14 protein-coding genes and 1 pseudogene are annotated in these 17286 nt (G+C 73.8%); 14 read left to right on the plus strand and 1 reads right to left on the minus strand.

Going from position 1 to position 17286, the window contains the following annotated elements; all coding sequences use genetic code 11:
• The first annotated feature begins 119 nt into the window (after window positions 1-119).
• The 14 genes from AB0F18_RS33135 to AB0F18_RS33200 all read left to right on the plus strand — a co-directional run bounded on the left by AB0F18_RS33135 (window position 120) and on the right by AB0F18_RS33200 (window position 17161).
• Complete coding sequence (locus AB0F18_RS33135) at window positions 120-2825, plus strand: SpoIIE family protein phosphatase (protein WP_362067386.1); 2706 nt, start codon at window positions 120-122, stop codon at window positions 2823-2825.
• A gap of 212 nt (window positions 2826-3037) precedes the next feature.
• Complete coding sequence (locus tag AB0F18_RS33140; RefSeq protein WP_362067387.1) at window positions 3038-3664, plus strand: hypothetical protein; 627 nt, start codon at window positions 3038-3040, stop codon at window positions 3662-3664.
• Window positions 3665-3802: 138 nt separating this feature from the next.
• The gene (locus AB0F18_RS33145; RefSeq protein WP_362067389.1) at window positions 3803-6052 is read left to right on the plus strand and encodes a CHAT domain-containing protein; all 2250 of its coding nucleotides are present in this window, start codon (window positions 3803-3805) and stop codon (window positions 6050-6052) included.
• 11 nt (window positions 6053-6063) lie between these two features.
• Window positions 6064-7500 (plus strand): hypothetical protein, encoded by a 1437-nt coding sequence (locus tag AB0F18_RS33150; RefSeq protein WP_362067391.1) that lies wholly within the window; start codon window positions 6064-6066, stop codon window positions 7498-7500.
• Window positions 7501-7621: 121 nt separating this feature from the next.
• The gene (locus AB0F18_RS33155) at window positions 7622-7951 is read left to right on the plus strand and encodes a DUF3040 domain-containing protein (RefSeq protein ID WP_362067393.1); all 330 of its coding nucleotides are present in this window, start codon (window positions 7622-7624) and stop codon (window positions 7949-7951) included.
• A gap of 54 nt (window positions 7952-8005) precedes the next feature.
• Window positions 8006-8377, plus strand: coding sequence for a hypothetical protein (locus tag AB0F18_RS33160; RefSeq protein ID WP_362067395.1), 372 nt, complete (start codon window positions 8006-8008; stop codon window positions 8375-8377).
• Between the two features lie 187 nt (window positions 8378-8564).
• On the plus strand, window positions 8565-10331 hold the full coding sequence (locus AB0F18_RS33165; protein ID WP_362067397.1) for an enoyl-CoA hydratase-related protein: 1767 nt from the start codon (window positions 8565-8567) through the stop codon (window positions 10329-10331).
• Between the two features lie 65 nt (window positions 10332-10396).
• The gene (locus AB0F18_RS33170) at window positions 10397-11452 is read left to right on the plus strand and encodes a hydrogenase expression protein HypE (RefSeq protein WP_362067399.1); all 1056 of its coding nucleotides are present in this window, start codon (window positions 10397-10399) and stop codon (window positions 11450-11452) included.
• 74 nt (window positions 11453-11526) lie between these two features.
• The gene (locus AB0F18_RS33175) at window positions 11527-13311 is read left to right on the plus strand and encodes a nickel-dependent hydrogenase large subunit (RefSeq protein WP_362067401.1); all 1785 of its coding nucleotides are present in this window, start codon (window positions 11527-11529) and stop codon (window positions 13309-13311) included.
• The gene (locus AB0F18_RS33180; RefSeq protein ID WP_362067403.1) at window positions 13308-13856 is read left to right on the plus strand and encodes a hypothetical protein; all 549 of its coding nucleotides are present in this window, start codon (window positions 13308-13310) and stop codon (window positions 13854-13856) included. Before AB0F18_RS33175 ends, AB0F18_RS33180 begins: the two co-directional genes overlap by 4 nt.
• Window positions 13853-14488, plus strand: a complete 636-nt coding sequence (locus tag AB0F18_RS33185) for a DUF5947 family protein (protein ID WP_362067405.1) — start codon at window positions 13853-13855, stop codon at window positions 14486-14488. The genes AB0F18_RS33180 and AB0F18_RS33185 overlap by 4 nt, the downstream gene beginning before the upstream one ends.
• The gene (locus AB0F18_RS33190; protein ID WP_362067407.1) at window positions 14485-15177 is read left to right on the plus strand and encodes a DUF6084 family protein; all 693 of its coding nucleotides are present in this window, start codon (window positions 14485-14487) and stop codon (window positions 15175-15177) included. Before AB0F18_RS33185 ends, AB0F18_RS33190 begins: the two co-directional genes overlap by 4 nt.
• On the plus strand, window positions 15174-16592 hold the full coding sequence (locus tag AB0F18_RS33195; RefSeq protein ID WP_362067409.1) for a hypothetical protein: 1419 nt from the start codon (window positions 15174-15176) through the stop codon (window positions 16590-16592). The genes AB0F18_RS33190 and AB0F18_RS33195 overlap by 4 nt, the downstream gene beginning before the upstream one ends.
• On the plus strand, window positions 16589-17161 hold the full coding sequence (locus AB0F18_RS33200) for a hydrogenase maturation protease (protein WP_362067411.1): 573 nt from the start codon (window positions 16589-16591) through the stop codon (window positions 17159-17161). The genes AB0F18_RS33195 and AB0F18_RS33200 overlap by 4 nt, the downstream gene beginning before the upstream one ends.
• Here the strand turns inward: AB0F18_RS33200 and AB0F18_RS33205 are convergent.
• Window positions 17127-17286, minus strand: a pseudogene (locus tag AB0F18_RS33205) (IS110 family transposase); the annotation flags it as partial. The gene AB0F18_RS33200 and the pseudogene AB0F18_RS33205 overlap by 35 nt on opposite strands.

Raw genomic sequence — 17286 nt, forward strand, 5'->3', positions numbered from 1 at the left:
CACGGCGCCTCCGGCATCGGGGCGGGCAATCGCGACGCCACGGGCGGCGCGACGCCGCGCCGGGGGCCGCGGGCGCCCGGAAGTGCTACAACTGGGGGCGTGACCCCTTCTCGCCACCCGTGCCGGGCACGTCGGTGCGGTCACCTCTAGGCAACCGATCCAGAAACGTCGCCAGACAGGTATTCGTCCTCCAGGTGGCGATCGTGGTGTTGCTCGCGGCCGGCGCGCTCCTGGCGCTGGTCCTCCAGTCACGCCACGACGTCGACCGCGAGGCGCGCAACCGGTCGGTGGCGGTCGCGCAGACCTTCGCCCACTCCCTGGGCCTCCAGGCCGCACTGAGGTCACCCGACCCGTCGGCCGTCCTGCAGCCCCTCGCGGAGCAGACCCGCAAGGACGCCGGGGTCGACTTCATCGTGGTCATGGACACCCACGGCATCCGCTACACCCACCCCCAGCCGGACCGCATCGGCAAACGGTTCGTCGGCACCATCGAACCCTCCCTCGCCGGGCGCACCTACACCGAGAGCGTGGACGGCCCCCTCGGCAAGGAGATCCAGGCGGTGGTGCCGGTCACGGCACCCGACGGCAAGGTCGTCGGGCTGGTGTCGGCGGGCCTGACCGTGAAGAACGTGACCGGGGTCGTCAACCGCCAGCTGCCCGTCATCCTCCTGTCCATCGCCGTCACCCTGCTCCTGGCCACCGCCGGCACGGCGCTGATCAGCAGACGGCTCAACCGGCAGACCCACGGCCTGGGCCCGCTGGAGATGACCCGCATGTACGAACACCACGACGCGGTGCTCCACGCCGTCCGCGAAGGGGTGCTGATCATCGACGGGGACGGACGGCTGCTGCTCGCCAACGACGAGGCCAAACGGCTGCTCGGCCTGCCGGAGGACGCCGACGGCCGCCACATCGGGGACGTGCCGGGCCTGGACCGCCGGATGGCCGACCTGCTGCTCTCCGGCCGGGTGGCCACCGACGAGGTGCTGGAGACCGGGGACCGGCTGCTCGTCGTCAACCAGCGGCGCACCCACCCCCGGGGGCGCGCGGACGGCGGAACGGTGGTCACCATCCGCGACTCCACCGAGATGCGGGTCCTGACCAGCCGCGCGGAGACGGCCCGCCGCCGGCTCAAGCTGCTCTACGACGCGGGCGGCGACATCGGCACCACCCTCGACGTCGTCCGCACCGCCGAGGAACTCGCCGACGTCGCCGTCCCCCGCTTCGCGGACTTCGCCACGGTCGACCTGGCCGAACCCGTGCTCGACGGGGACGAGCCCGGCCCCGGAGCCGACATGCGGCGCACCGCGGTCAGCGGCATCCGCTCGGACCACCCCCTCTACCCCCGCGGCCTGCTGATCGACTTCCTGCCGTCCACCCCCCAGGCGCGCGGCTACGGCACCGGCAAGGCGGAGCTGGTGCCCGACCTGTCCGCCGAGCCGGGGTGGCTCGCCCAGGACCCGCCGCGCACCCGGGCCATCATCGAGTACGGGATCCACTCGCTGATCGCGGCCCCGCTCACCGCCCGGGGCGTGGTGCTCGGCGTGGTCAACTTCTGGCGTTCGCGCAAGCCCGAGCCCTTCGACGAGGACGACCTGTCGCTGGCCGTGGAACTCGTCGCCCGGGCCGCCGTCAGCATGGACAACGCCCGCCGCTACACCCGCGAGCACGCCCTCGCCGTGACGCTCCAGCGCAGCCTTCTGCCGCGCGCCCTGCCCGAGCAGAGCGCCGTGGACGTGGCGCACTTCTACCTGCCCGCGCAGTCCGGTGTGGGCGGCGACTGGTTCGACGTGATCCCGCTGCCGGGCTGCCGGGTCGCGCTGGTCGTCGGGGACGTCGTCGGACACGGCTTGCACGCCGCCGCGACCATGGGGCGGCTGCGCACGGCCGTGCACAACTTCTCCTCGCTCGACCTCGCGCCCGACGAGATCCTCGCCCGCCTGGACGACCTCGTCCAGCGCATCGACCACGACGACGAGGGTGGCGACTCCAGCGGCTCCGTCCTCGGCGCGACCTGCCTGTACGCCGTCTACGACCCGGTCTCCCGGCGCTGCACGGTGGCCCGCGCCGGCCACCTGCCGCCCCTGGTGGCCGCCCCCGACGGCACCACCGAGATCGTGGACCTGCCGGCCGGGCCCCCGCTGGGGCTCGGCGGCATGCCCTTCGAGACGGCCGAACTGGACCTGGCGGAGGGCAGCCGGCTCGTCCTGTACACGGACGGGCTGATCGAGGAGCGCGGCCGGGACATCGGCGAGGGGCTGGAACTGCTGCGCACCGCCCTGAGCCGCTCCGACGGGGACCCGCGCGAGACCTGCCGGGACATCCTCGACCTGCTGCTGCCGGCCCGCCCGGCCGACGACGTGGCCCTGCTCGTCGCCCGGACCCGGACCCTCGGCGCGGACCGGGTCGCACAGTGGGACGTGCCGCTGGAGGCCAGCGCCGTCGGCGAGATCCGCAGCGCGGCGGCCCGCACCGTCGACGAGTGGGGCCTGTCGGAGCTCGGCTTCGCCACCGAGCTGATCCTCAGCGAGCTGGTCACCAACGCCCTGCGGCACGGCAGCGCCCCGGTACGGGTACGGCTGCTCCACGACAAGGGCCTGACCTGCGAGGTCTGGGACGGCAGCAGCAACGCCCCGCACCTGCGGTACGCGGCCACCACGGACGAGGGCGGGCGCGGCCTGTTCCTCGTGGCCCAGCTCAGCGAGCACTGGGGCACCCGCTACACCGCCGAGGGCAAGGTCATCTGGGCGGAGCTGGCGCCACCGGGCGCCGGGGAGGGAGCGGAACCGGACCCCACGGCCTTCCTGGACGCCGACCCCCTCTGAGCCGCCTTCCGAACCGCCGGTCGCGCCCTTTCGGCACCCCCGGGGTGACCTCGGCGGACGTTACCTGCGGTACCCCTTCCGGGTATGCCGTCAGGCACCCCCCGATGATCATCTGCGGCGGTCCATGGGGGAGAATCCGGAACGCCGGACACGACCACCCGGCGGCACAGAACCGGTTACCCCCGGCCCTACGCACGACAGGAGCACGCCCGTTGACCGAGGACAGGCGCGAACAGGCCCGACCCTTCCTGCGTGCGGGGGAGCACCTCGTCGCGGTGTGCGCGTACGAGCTCGGTCCGGGCGTGCCCACCCCGCCCGAGGACCTGCTCCCCCCGGCCGAACCCTCCTCGCTGCACCGCCGGATCGAGGCGAAGCTGCCCCGCCCGCTGGCGCAGCTGGTCCGCAACCAGATCGACCCCCGCCGCTCCCGGACCGCCGCCGCGGCTGCCTCCGTGGACCGGCTGCCGGACGCCGTGGACCAGGTCGGCACCCGCCTGATGCACGGAAAGAGCATGGAGGGCGGCTGGCAGAGCGCGGCCGGGCACTTCCTCATCAGCCGCGCCGGCGCGCGCGGTTCGGTCACCGGCGTCCTCGCCGTCACCGACCGGCGCTGGTTCGGCCTCACCGACGTCTCGCACCTGTGGCAGTCGACGCCCGTGATGAAGGAGTACTGGGAGGTGCCCCGCCCGGCCGTCGCCGCCGTGCGCGCCAGGCCCACCGGCGTGCTCCAGCGGGGCCGCATGGACCTGGAGTTCACCGACGGCTCCTGGGTCGCCCTGCTGGCCTCCGTCCCCGCACAGGCCGTGTCCTTCGCGGAGGCCGCCGCCCACTACCGCTGAGCCCCGGACCGGGCGCGGGCCCGCCCTGCCCGGTCCCGCGAACGGTGGGATAATCCTCTGGGGGGCAGGTGTGACCGGGGGCAGGTGTGACACACCCCCAGGGGCGAGGCTCGGGCGACTCGAAGGAGGAGCGTGGGCGTGGTGAACACCCCGGCCGCTCGCATCGCCGACCTGCTGGAGGACGTGACCACGGCCTCCAACCCTCCCGCACGGCCTCCCGCCCCGCCCCCGGAGGAACCACCGCGCCCCGGCGGTCCCACCCTCGGCATCACCGTCGTCTGGGGAGACCTCGCGGAGGTCGCCGCAGACCTGCACGTCACCGGGCACTACCAGTCGGTCGTGCCCGCCGCCGCGGAACTCGCGCTGGACCGCGCCATCTCCGGCGGCCCGCGCCCGCTCATCACCGAGCACACCAAGCTCGGCTGGGTCGACGCCCAGTTGGGGGAGGTCACGTACTTCCCCTGCAAGGCCGGACCGGTACGCGCCGCCGCCGTCGTCGGCATGGGCCCCATGGGCACCCTGACGGAGCGCCGCGCCGTGCAGATGTACGCCTCCCTGCTGGGGGAGGCGTACGGGCTCGGGCACGTGGGGACCATGGCGACCGTGCTCATCGGCTCGGGCACGGGCAACCTGGCCGTCGCCCAGGCCGCCCGCGCCCTCGTCCAGGGCTTCGGCACGGTTCTGGCCTCGTTCGGCCCGGCCGCGCCGCCGCCCCGGCTCACCGAGGTGCTCGTCGTGGAGATCGACCGGCTGCGCGCCGAGCAGCTCCACCTCGCGCTGGCCGACGCCGCAGGGAACCTGCCGCAGCTGCGCCTCACCCCCGGGCTGCGCGAGGAGGGCGGCGGCAGGCTGTTCACGCCCTCCGCCGCCGTGTACGCCCTCGCCGCGCTGAGCGGGCTCGCCGCCCCGGCCGGCGCCGACGCGTCCGCCGCGGACCCGGGCGGACCGGACCCGCCCCCCGGGGAGGCGGCCCTGCGCACCGTGCTCGCCGGCTTCGACCCCGGCATCGGGGAGAAGGTCCGCGAACAGCTGGCGCAGCTCGCCGAAGTGGCGCGCACCGACCTGTCCCTGACGGTCCGTGCGGCCGCGGCGGCCCAGGACGGCTCCCTGCCCGTCCGCATGTCCGTCCAGTCCGGCACCGGCGGCCTGCGCTGGGCGGCCCTGACCGGGCGGGCCACCGTACCGGAACGGCTCGTCCCCGTGGACACGGACCTGCTGCGGGAGCTCGTGGACCGGCTGACGGAACCCTCGGTCGAGGACGCGCGGGAACTGCCCGCACTGCTCTCCCGGTTCGTGGTGCCCACGGACTTCCAGCGGCTGCTCACCGACGACTCCACCGTGCTGCTGGAGCTCGACCGCGACACGGCCTCCGTCCCCTGGGAGTTCCTGTCCGAGATCCGGCAGGCCGGCGCGGAGCGCCGCGACCCCCTGGCGATCCGCACCCAGCTGTCCCGCCAGCTGCGCACCACCTACTCGCGCGTGACCACCGACGTCCGGCCGGACGGACCGCTGCGCGCCCTGGTCATCGGCGACCCGGGGGACCCGGAGAAGGGGTTCCAGCTGCCGGGGGCCCGCACCGAGGCCCTCGCGGTCGCCACCGAGCTCAGGAACCTGGGGGCCGAGGTCACCCTCTTCGTCGGCGCCGTGAACTCCACCCGGCAGCCGGGCGTGGACCCCGCCAGGCGGCTGGACGTCCTGCGGGTCCTGCTGTGCGGAGGCAACGACATCGTCCACTACTGCGGCCACAGCGACTTCGACGTCTCCGGTACGGGACGCCGCTCGGGCTGGGTCTTCGCCGACGGCCTGCTCACCGCCCAGGAGCTGGCCCTGCTCGAACGCCCGCCCCTGGTCGTCGTCGCCAACGCCTGCTACACGGCCCGGCTCGGGGCGGCCGCCGGATCCGGCATCCCGCCCGCGCCGCCCGCCGTGGCCGACCGGAGCCCCTGGGGGAACCCGCAGGCCGCACTGGTGCCGAGCCTCGCGGACGAGTTCCTGCGGGTCGGCGTCGGGCACTACATCGGCGCGGCCTGGCGGATCCCCGACGACCAGGGGATCGCCTTCGCCGAGCAGTTCTACCGGCACCTCCTGCGGGGCGGCTCCGGCGAGGAGGCGCCGACGGTGGGCGGCGCCGTCCGCACCGCGCGCAGGAGGCTCTACGAGCGGCGCGAGGAGGGCGGGCAGCCGCCCGAGGCCGCGGGGGGCCGGCAGCGGTGGAGCGCCTGGGCCGCCTACCAGCACTACGGGGACGCGTCCGCCCCCTTCGTCAGCCCGGGGAACGGCTCGGGGAACGGTTCGGGGAACGGTTCGGCGAACGGCCCGGGCAGCGGGCAGGAGAGCGGGCAGGAGCCGGGCCGGGAGCCGGGCCCGGGCCCGGCTGGGAGCCGGTGAGGAGGCGGCCGATGGACAGGATCAAGATGGCCGACGTCGTCGTACTGCTCCCCGGGATCACCGGAAGCGTCCTGACCCGCGACGGCAAGGACGTGTGGGCGCCCTCGGCGAGCGCCGTACTGGGCGCGCTGACGAGCCTGGGCCGCTCGCTGAGGGACCTCGAACTCGGAGAGGACGACTGGCACGTGGACGACCTCGGTGACGGGGTCGTCGCCGACCGGCTCGTACCCGACCTGCACACCCTGCCCGGCCTGTGGAAGATCGACGGCTACACGGCGATCGAGAGGTTCCTGCTGGAGCGCTTCGACCTGGAGACCGGCCGCAACTACTTCCCCTTCCCCTACGACTGGCGCCGCGACAACCGGGCCGCCGCCCGCCAACTGGCGGAGAAGAGCGCCGGATGGCTGCGGAACTGGCGCGAGTCCAGCGGCAACACCGCGGCCCAGCTCGTCCTGATCGGGCACTCCATGGGCGGGCTGGTCTCCCGCTACTTCGTCGAGGCCCTGGGCGGCTGGAGGGACACCCGGGCCGTCGTGACCTTCGGCACCCCCTTCTACGGCTCGCTCAACGCCGTCGATTTCCTGTGCAACGGCTTCCACAAGCGGATCGGCCCCTTCGACGAGGACCTCACCCGGCTCGTGCGCTCCCTCACCGGACTGCACCAGCTGGTGCCCGTCTACAAATGCGTCTACGGGGCGGACGGCACGGCCGCCGTCCCGGCCAGGGCGGGACTGCCCGGCTGGCGGACCGAGTGGAGCAGCCACGTCGGCGACTTCTTCACCGAGATGGAGCGCGAGGCCGCCAAGAACCGCGAGGACCTCGCCTTCCAGGCCAACCCGGTCGTCTACCACCCCATCGTCGGCATGGACCAGCCCACCCGGCAGTCGGCCCGGATCGCGGGCCAGGCGATCGAGGTCCTGATGACCCGGGACGACCACGACGAGGGCGGCGACGGCACCGTGCCCAAGCTCTCCGCCGCCCTCTCCGGTACCGAGGACGCCCGTACCTTCGTCCCGCAGAAGCACGCGAGCCTGCAGAACCAGGGGCCGATGCTCGACCACCTGTCGGGCGTCCTGCAGTCCCTGCACGACATCCGCATCGAAGACCTGAGGGCCGCCGTGACCTCCTGGTTCAGCTACCTCGGCGACGACCTCTACCAGGCGGACGAACCCGTCGTCTGCGAGATCGGCGCCCGCAGCGCCCTCAGCGAGAGCGAACTGCCCGAGGTCCCGGCACGCCTCACGGTGACCAGCCGCGGCAGCGGCCTGGCGCTGGTGGACCGCGCCCTCACGGTGCCCCGCGAGCGGGAGCGGTTCGACCTGGGCGTGCTGCCCCCCGGCACGTACGACCTGCTGATCAGCGCCAGCGCCGACACCGCGCCGCTGTCCGACGTCTTCCTGGTCGCCGGCCCGGACGGTACGGACGGAGCGGACGCCCCGCACGGCTGAGCGGCGGCGGGCCGCAGGCTGCCTCCCGGGCGTGCATGGCCGCCGCGGTGGCGGGGAAGGCGCCGGACCTCAGTCCCGTCCGGACCGGCGCGGGCCGGTCGCCGACGCGCAGGAGGCCGTGATGACCGGCAGCGGACTCTCGCCCCGCGAGAGAAGGGCCCTGACCGCGATCGAACGCGCGCTGCGGGCGGACCCGCGCTTCGAACGCGCCATGACGGCCGGGACCGGCCTGTTCCCCCGGGAACCCGACCCGCGGGACCGGCCGCACGGCGAGCGCCACGGCGCGCTCGCCGCCACGGTCTGCGCCATGACCGCGGTCGCCCTCACGTTGCTGCCCCTGGCCGTCGCCACCTCCGCGCCCGCCCTCATCATCGCCTTCACCGTCTCGTACGTGGCCACCCTGGCCGGACTGTTCCTCCTGGTCCGCCGCTGGACCCGGCGCAGCCGCTGAGCCCGGCCCCGCCCGCCGCCGATTGCCGGGCGCGCGCGTGGGCAGGCGCCGGACATGACCTTCGACCACCCCGCGAAGAAGAGCGGGAAGGGACGGCTCGGCCGCTTCGAGACCCTGGCCGAGCTGGCCTCGAACTTCACGAGCTCCGCGGCCTTCCTGCTGCTCTGCCTCACCCTGGTGGCCGGCTTCGCCGCCGTCCACCTCGCCCGGCTGCCGATCGAGTGGCAGCACCTGGCGGGCGACGCCATGGGCGCCCTCTCCCTCTTGCTGCTGGCCCTGCTGAAGAACTCCGAACGCCGGGCCGAACACGCCATCCAGCGCAAGCTCGACGCCATCGCCGCCGCACTCCTGGAACAGCAGGAGGGCGACTGGACCGAGGCGCACCAGGACCTGGAGGACGCCATCGGCATGGAGGACCGCCTCTAGACCCGCGGCCCACGCGGCCGAGTGGCCCCCGCCAGGTCCGCTTTCGAGTGACACCACCGCCCGCCTGCGCCGCCGCCCCCGGCCCCCCGCGCCACGATCTCAGGCGGCCGGTCATGACCCGGTCACCTACCTGCCGATCGGGCCGGGTGCCGCAGTGCCCCCGCCCAGGAGCGCCGCGGGAGACCACGTGCACGTCCTGCTCCTCGCGAGCGCGTTCAACAGCCTCACCCAGCGGGTCCACGCCGAGCTGCGCGACCACGGCCACAGCGTGGCCGTCGAACTCGCCCTCCCGCACCGGCCCCTCGCCGAGTCCGTACGCCGCCACGCGCCCGACCTGGTCCTCGCGCCGATGCTGCGCACGGCCATCCCCGAAGAGGTCTGGTCCGCCCACCCCTGCCTGATCGTCCACCCGGGCCCGGTCGGCGACCGCGGCCCGTCCTCCCTCGACTGGGCCGTCCAGGAGCAGCGCACCCGCTGGGGGGTGACCGTCCTGCAGGCCGAGGCCGAGATGGACGCGGGCCCCGTCTGGGCCACCGCCGCATGCGCCGTCCCGGCCGTCGGCAAGAGCGACCTGTACCGCGGCGAGGTCGCCGACGCCGCCCTGGAGGCCGTCCTCCTGGCCGTGGAGCGCTTCGCCTCCGGGACGTACGCCCCGCAGCCCCAGCGGACCGGCCTCGCCCGCCCGGCCCTGCGCCAGGAAGGCCGCCGCATCGACTGGGAGACCGACCCCACCGAGCGGATCCTGCGCGTGCTGCGCGCCGCCGACTCCCGGCCCGGCGTACGCGACGAGCTGCTCGGCGGAGACTGGTACCTGCACGGCGGCCACCCCGAGGACCGGCTGCGCGGCCGCCCCGGCGAACTGCTGGCCACCCGCGCCGGCGCGGTCTGCCGGGCCACCGTCGACGGCGCCGTCTGGATCCCGGAGCTACGGGCCCGCACCGGGCCCGGACAGCCGGCCGCACCCCGGCTCCCGGCCGTCCTCGCCCTGGGGGACCGGCTGCCCGCGGTGCGCGAGCACCCCGCGCCCCTGCACACCGACCCCCGCCGCCGTACCTGGTCCGACATCGGCTACCGGGAGGAGGGACCGGTCGGCTTCCTCTCGTTCTCCTTCCCCTCCGGAGCGATGAGCACGGACCGCTGCCGCCGGCTCCTGGCGGCCTACCGCACCGCCCTGTCCCGCCCGACCTCGGTCCTCGTCCTCGGCGGCGGCCGCGACTTCTTCTCCAACGGCATCCACCTGGGCGTCATCGAGGCCGCCGCCGACCCGGCCGCGGAGTCCTGGGCCAACATCAACGCCATGGACGACCTGGTCGAGGCCGTCCTGACCACCACCGACCGGCTCGTCGTCGCCGCCCTGGGCGGGAACGCCGCCGCGGGCGGGGCCATGCTCGCCCTCGCCGCCGACGAGGTCTGGTGCCGCTCGGGCGTGGTGCTGAACCCCCACTACCGCCTGATGGGCCTGTACGGGTCCGAGTACTGGACGTACACCCTGCCGGGCCGCGTCGGAGAGGCCACCGCCGCCCGGCTCACCCAGGACGCCCTGCCGCTGAGCGCCGCCGCGGCCCTCGGCCTCGGCCTGTCCGACCGTACGGTCGTCTGCCCGCCCGAGGCCTTCGCCGGCGAGACGGCGCGGCTCGCCGGCCGCCTGGCAGCCCTCCCCGCCACCCCCGCGCGGATCGCCGCCAAGAAGGCCCGGCGGGAACGGGACGAGGCCCGCCGCCCCCTGGCCGCCTACCGGGGGGCCGAGCTGGCCAGGATGAAGCGCACCTTCGACGACCCGCACGCCCCCTACCACGCCCTGCGCCGGGCTTTCGTCCGAAAGGAACCCGCCCTGGACACCCCGCCCCACCTCACGCGCCGCACCGCACCCGCTTGCGCTTCCGGCCGCGCGGCCGGACCCGGCGTCACTGGACCGGCCGTACAGGACAGGGCGTGCCCGGCGGGCCCCTGCTAGCAAGGAAGAGGTGCGGTCCGCCCGCCCCTCCCCACCCCTCAGCATCCCCTCCAAGGAGGCCCCGCATGGATGCAGCACCGTCGGACCCGGCAGAGGACCCGACGATCCACATCCTCTGGATCAACGCCGGACTGAGCTGTGACGGCGACTCGGTCTCCCTCACCGCGGCGATGCAGCCCAGCATCGAGGAGATCGTCACGGGCGTCCTGCCGGGCCTGCCCAAGGTGGCCGTGCACTGGCCCCTCATCGACTTCGAGTGCGGCCCCGTCGGCGGATCCGACACCTTCATCGAATGGTTCTTCAAGGGCGAGCGCGGCGAGATCGACCCGTTCGTGCTCGTCGTCGAGGGGTCGATCCCCAACGAGTCGATCAAACCCGAGGGCTACTGGTGCGGCTTCGGCGACGACCCCCGCACCGGCCAGCCGATCACCACCAGCGAGTGGATCGACCGGCTCGCCCCCAAGGCGCTCGCCGTGGTCGCCATCGGCACCTGCGCCACCTACGGCGGCATCCACGCCATGGAGGGCAACCCGACCGGCGCCATGGGCGTCCCCGACTACCTCGGCTGGGACTGGACCTCGAAGGCCGGCATCCCCCTCGTCTGCGTACCGGGCTGCCCCATCCAGCCCGACAACTTCTCCGAGACCCTGACGTACCTCCTGTACCAGGCGGCGGGCTCGGCCCCGATGATCCCCCTGGACGACAAGCTGCGCCCGACCTGGCTGTTCGGGAACACCGTCCACGAGGGCTGCGACCGCGCCGGCTACTACGAGCAGGGCCAGTTCGCCCAGACCTACGACTCCCCGCAGTGCCTGGTCCGGCTCGGCTGCTGGGGTCCCGTGGTCAAGTGCAACGTCCCCAAACGCGGCTGGATGAACGGCATCGGCGGCTGCCCCAACGTCGGCGGCATCTGCATCGCCTGCACCATGCCCGGCTTCCCCGACAAGTTCATGCCGTTCATGGACGCGCCCCCCGGCTCCATGGTCTCCGCGAAGGCCAGCGGAGCGTACGGGGCCGTGATCCGCAGGCTGCGCACCATCACCCAGCACACCGTCGACCGGGAACCGAAGTGGCGGCACGCCGGCCGCAAGCTCACCACCGGCTACCGCCCGCCCTGGTGACGTCCCGACTCCCTCCGATCCCACGCACCCCGCATCCCGCATCCCGCACCAAACGAAGGGTCACGGCACAGACGATGGCACCGAAGACGAACGCGGCCGGGGACGGCAGCGGCCTGGTCGAGATGGCCTGGGATCCGATCACCCGGATCGTGGGCAGCCTCGGCATCCACACGAAGATCGACTTCAAGCAGAAGCGCGTCGCCGAGTGCTACAGCACCTCGTCGGTCTTCCGCGGCTACAGCGTCTTCATGCGAGGCAAGGACCCCCGCGACGCGCACTTCATCACCAGCCGCATCTGCGGCATCTGCGGGGACAACCACGCCACCTGCTCCGTCTACGCGCAGAACATGGCCTACGGGGTGAAGCCGCCCCACCTCGCCGAGTGGATCATCAACCTCGGCGAGTCGGCGGAGTACATGTTCGACCACAACATCTTCCAGGAGAACCTGGTCGGGGTCGACTACTGCGAGAAGATGGTCCGCGAGACCAACCCCGGCGTCCTCGAACTCGCCGAGCGCACCGAGGCCCCGCACGCCGCGGACCACGGCTACCGCACCATCGCCGACATCATGCGCTCCCTCAACCCGATCGAGGGCGAGTTCTACCGCGAGGCCCTCCAGGTCAGCCGCTACACGCGCGAGATGTTCTGCCTGATGGAGGGCCGCCACGTGCACCCCTCCACCCTCTACCCGGGCGGCGTCGGCACCATCGCCTCCGTCCAGCTGTTCACCGACTACATGAGCCGCCTCATGCGGTACTGCGAGTTCATGAAGCGGGTCGTCCCGCTCCACGACGACCTGTTCGACTTCTTCTACGAGGCCCTGCCCGGCTACGAGGAGGTCGGCCGCCGACGCGTCCTGCTGGGCTGCTGGGGCGCCCTCAACGACCCCGAGCACTGCGACTTCACCTACGCCAACATGACCGACTGGGGACGGAAGATGTTCGTCACCCCGGGCGTCATCGTCGACGGCAAGCTCGTCACCAACGACCTCACCGAGATCAACCTCGGCATCCGCATCCTGCTCGGCAGCTCCTACTACGACGACTGGGAGGGCCGCGAGCAGTTCGTCACCCACGACCCCCTCGGCAACCCCGTCGACCCCCGCCACCCCTGGAACCAGCACACCATCCCCGCCCCGCAGAAGCGGAACTTCGACGACAAGTACAGCTGGGTGATGTCCCCCCGCTGGTTCGACGGCAAGGACCACCTCCCCCTCGACACCGGCGGCGGCCCCATCGCCCGCCTGTGGTCCACCGCCCTGTCCGGGCTCGTCGACGTCGGCTACGTCAAGGCCACCGGCCACAGCGTGGTCATCACCCTGCCGCGCACCATGACCAAGCCGGAGACCACCTTCGAGTGGAAGATCCCGAAGTGGTCCAACGCGCTGGAACGCAACCGCGCCCGCACCTACTTCCAGGCGTACGCGGCGGGCATCGCCCTGCACTGCGCCGAACAGGGGCTGGCCGAGGTACGCGCCGGACGCACCCAGACCTGGGAGAAGTTCGAGGTCCCCGACCAGTCCATCGGCTGCGGCTTCACCGAGGCGGTCCGCGGCGTCCTCTCCCACCACATGGTGATCCGCGACGGCAAGATCGCCAACTACCACCCGTACCCGCCCACCCCCTGGAACGCCAGCACCCGCGACACCTTCGGCACCCCGGGACCGTACGAGGACGCCGTGCAGAACACCCCGATCTTCGAGGAGAACACCCCGGAGAACTTCAAGGGCATCGACATCATGCGCGCCGTGCGCAGCTTCGACCCCTGTCTGCCGTGCGGCGTCCACATGTACGTCGGCGGCGGCAAGACGGTGAAGACCATGCACGTGCCCACCGGCCTGAGCGGACTGGGCGGATGAGCGCCGCGGCCGCCGCCCGGGAGGCCGGGCGCAGGGTGGAGGAGATCCTCGACGAGCTGGCCGCGTCCGGCGACCGCCGGGCGCCGGCGGCGGCCGAGGAACTCGTACGCGTCCTCATGGAGTTCTACGGGGCCGGCCTCGCCCGGATCGTGGAGGCGCTCGGCCCCGTCCGGCCCGGCTCCACCGCCCCGATCACCCCGCTGCTCGGCGACGAACTCGTCGCGAGCCTCCTGGTCCTCCACGACCTGCACCCCGAAGACGTCCGCACCCGCATCGGCCGGGCCCTGGAACAGGCGGGCGCACAGGCCGAGATGCTCGGCTTCGACGAGACCACCGGCGTCCTGCGGCTGCGCACCGCGGCCGCCGCGAAGTCCGGCTGCGGCTGCGGATCCGGCGCCGCCGACACCACCCGCGCCGCCCTCGAAGACGCCCTGGCCTGCTTCGCCCCCGAGGTGACCGGCGTCGACATCGAGCCCGCCGCCGCACCCCCTGCGCCCCTGCTCCAGATCGGCACCCGCCCGCCCACCCCGGCCCGGGTGCCGTGACGGGCCCCCGCCCCCGGGGGCTGCGCCGGTTCACCGGACCCCGCCCGCCCCGGCCCGAGCACTGCGAACTGTGCGGGACACCCGTACCCCCGGACGGCCACCGCCACCTGGTCGAGACGGAGAAGCGGGCCCTGGTGTGCGCCTGCACCGCCTGCGCCCTGCTGTTCGACCGGCCGGGCACCCGCACAGGCCGCTACCGCGCCGTCCCGGACCGCTACCTCACCGACCCGGACCACCCCCTGGACGACGCTGCCTGGGAGCGGCTCCGGATCCCCGTCGGCGTGGCCTTCCTCTTCCGCAACGCCGCCCTCGGCCGGCTGGTCGCCCTCTACCCGAGCCCGGCCGGAGCCACCGAGAGCGAACTCGACCCGGACACCTGGCAGTCCGTACTCGGGACCGGGAGACTCGCCGCCGTCCTCGAACCCGACGTGGAGGCACTCCTGCTGCACCACACCCCCGGCAGGACCACGGCCTACCTGGTGCCGATCGACCTCTGCTACGAACTCGTCGGACGGATGCGGCTGCTCTGGCGCGGCTTCGACGGCGGCGCCGAGGCCCGGGCCGCCCTCGACACCCTCTTCGCCCACGTCGAGGCCCGCGCCAAAGTGCTCACGGAGGCCGGCCCCTCATGACGGACCTCACCTTCACCTGCACCGGCGTACGCGCCGACCCGTACGCCGCCGGCCCCACCCTGGTCCTGCGCCTGCGCATCACCGCGCCGCCGGACACCCGGGTGCACGCCCTCGCCCTGCGCTGCCAGATCCGCATCGAACCGGCCCGCCGCGGCTACGGCCCCGGCGAGGCCGAGGCCCTGGCCGACCTGTTCGGCGACCGCTCCCGCTGGGGGACCACCCTGCGGCCCGTGCAGTTCGCCCAGGTCGGCCTGATGGTGCCCGGCTTCACCGGGGAGACCGAGACCGACCTCGTCGTCCCCTGCACCTACGACATGGACATCGCCTCGACCCGGTACTTCAACGCCCTCCAAGACGGCGAGGTCCCGCTGCTGCTGCTCTTCTCCGGCACCGCCTTCACCGGCGCCGGCGGCTTCCGCGTCGAGCCCGTGCCCTGGGACCGCGAGGCCGCGTACCGGATGCCCGTCGCCGTGTGGCAGGAGATGGTCGAACAGCACTTCCCCGGCTGCGGATGGCTCCGGCTGCCCCGGGACACCATGGCCGAACTGCTCGCCTTCCGCTCCCGTCACGCCCTCGCCTCCTGGGAGTCCACCCTGCGCGCCCTGCTCGACGCCGCCGAACCGGCGCCGCCACCGCTCCCGCTGCCGGGGACCCCGGCCCCCCGGGTCACCGAGAGGGCGGTCCCGTGACCACGACGGCCCCCGCGGCCACCGCCTCCCGCTCCGCCCGGCGCTTCGAGGCCGTCCGCCGGGTGGCGGACGCCGTCCTCTTCGAGGGCTACGTCCTCTACCCTTACCGGGCCTCCGCCGCGAAGAACCGGATGCGCTGGCAGTTCGGCGTCCTCGTGCCGCCCGCCTGGGCCCCCGAGCAGGGCGAACACAGCCTCCAGCGCACCGAGGTCCTGATGGAGCCGCGCGGCGCCGCCACCCTCTCCCTCGAACTGCGCTTCCTGCACGCCCAGCGGCGCACCGTCCAACGGGCCCGGGACGACGGCACGTTCGAGGACGTCCCCGAACTCCACCTGCCCGACCGGGTCCTCGTCCCCTGGGACGAGGGCACCGAGGAACGCGTCGAACTGTCCGTCGCCGTACCCGAACTGACGGAGAAGGAGATCGTCCTCCCCTTCGTCCGCCCGGCCCACGAGGACACCGAACCGGTACGGGACGACCGGGGCCGGACCCTCGGCCGCCTGGTCCGGCGCACCGAGGAGGCCGAAGGCCTCCTACGCCTCTCGGCCGAGGAACTCGACGGCCCCTACCGGGTCCTGAAGCTCACCGCCGTCGTCGAGAACACCAGCCCCTGGACCCCGGACGGGCCCGCCGCCCGCGAGGAGGCCCTGCCCCGCTCACTCGTCGCCGCCCACCTGCTGCTGGGCCTCACCCCGGGCAGCTTCCTGTCGCTGACCGACCCGCCCGAATGGGCCCGGTCCGCCGTCGCCGCCTGCGCGAACCTCCACACCTGGCCCGTGCTCGCCGGCGAGGACGGCCGCGCCGACGTGGTCCTCTCCTCCCCGATCATCCTGGAGGACCACCCCGCCATCGCCCCGGAGAGCGCCGGGGAGATGTACGACGCCACCGAGATCGACGAGATCCTCGCCCTGCGCACGGCCGCCCTCACCGACCAGGAGAAACGCGAGGCCCGCGGTACGGACCCCCGCGCCGCCGCCGTCGTCGACCTGGCGGAGTCCCTGCCGCCCGAGGTGCTGGAACGGCTCCACGGAGCGGTGCGCTCCCTGCGCGAACCCACCGGCGGGCCGGGACCCGAGGAGCCCGCGCCGGACACCCTCTTCACCCCGGACACCCCCTGGTGGGACCCGGCCGGCGCCGCTCCGGAGGAACCGGCGCCCGGCCGGGTCCTCGTCGACGGCACCCCGGTCGGCCCCGGCAGCCGGGTCGTCCTGCGCCCCGGCCTGCGGCGCACCGACGCCCAGGACCTCTTCCTCCGGGGCCGCGCCGCACACGTCGAGGCGGTCCTGCACGACGTCGACGGGGGAGTGCACCTCGCCGTCACCGTGGAGGGCGACCCGGGCGCCGACATCCGCCGCGAACAGGGCCGGTTCCTGTACTTCCAGCCCGACGAGGTCACCGTGGCGGAGGAGCCGTGAGCGGCCGGGTGCTGGTCGCCGGCATCGGCAACATCTTCCTCGGCGACGACGGCTTCGGCGTCGAGACGGTACGGGCCCTGTCCGCGCACGCCCTGCCCGGCCACGTGGAGGTGGCCGACTTCGGCGTACGCGGGGTCCACCTGGCCTACCAGCTCCTGGACGGCTACGAGACCCTCGTCCTGGTCGACGCCACCGAGCGCGGCGGCCCCCCGGGCACCCTGTACCTGATCGAGGCGCCCGGCTCCGCGCCGGTGGGCGGCCGCCCCGTCCTCGACGGCCACCACATGTCCCCCGACGCGGTCCTGGGCCTGCTGGGCACCCTGTGCGCCGGCACCGGTTCCACCCCGCCCCGGCGCACCTACGTCGTCGGCTGCGAACCGGCCTGCGTGGACGAGGGGATGGGACTGAGCGGCCCCGTGGCCGCCGCGGTTCCGGAGGCGGTACGGATGCTCCTGGACCTCCTGCGGGCCGGGGAAGCGGGGCCCGGGCCGGAGACGAGCAACCACTGTGAACTGAGGAGTCTCAATGACGAAGTCAAGCCGCCAGCGCGACCGGCGGGGCGGAGGTGAATACCCGGTTGTCGCGCAGGAGCGCCCACTGGACGCTGGCGCGTCGTCGGGCCAGGGCGATGACGGCTTGGACGTGTTTGCATCCCTCGCCGCGCTTCTTGAGGTAGAAGTCCCGGTTCGGCCCT

It is taken from the genome of Streptomyces sp. NPDC029216, assembly GCF_040648015.1.
GTDB lineage: Bacteria > Actinomycetota > Actinomycetes > Streptomycetales > Streptomycetaceae > Streptomyces.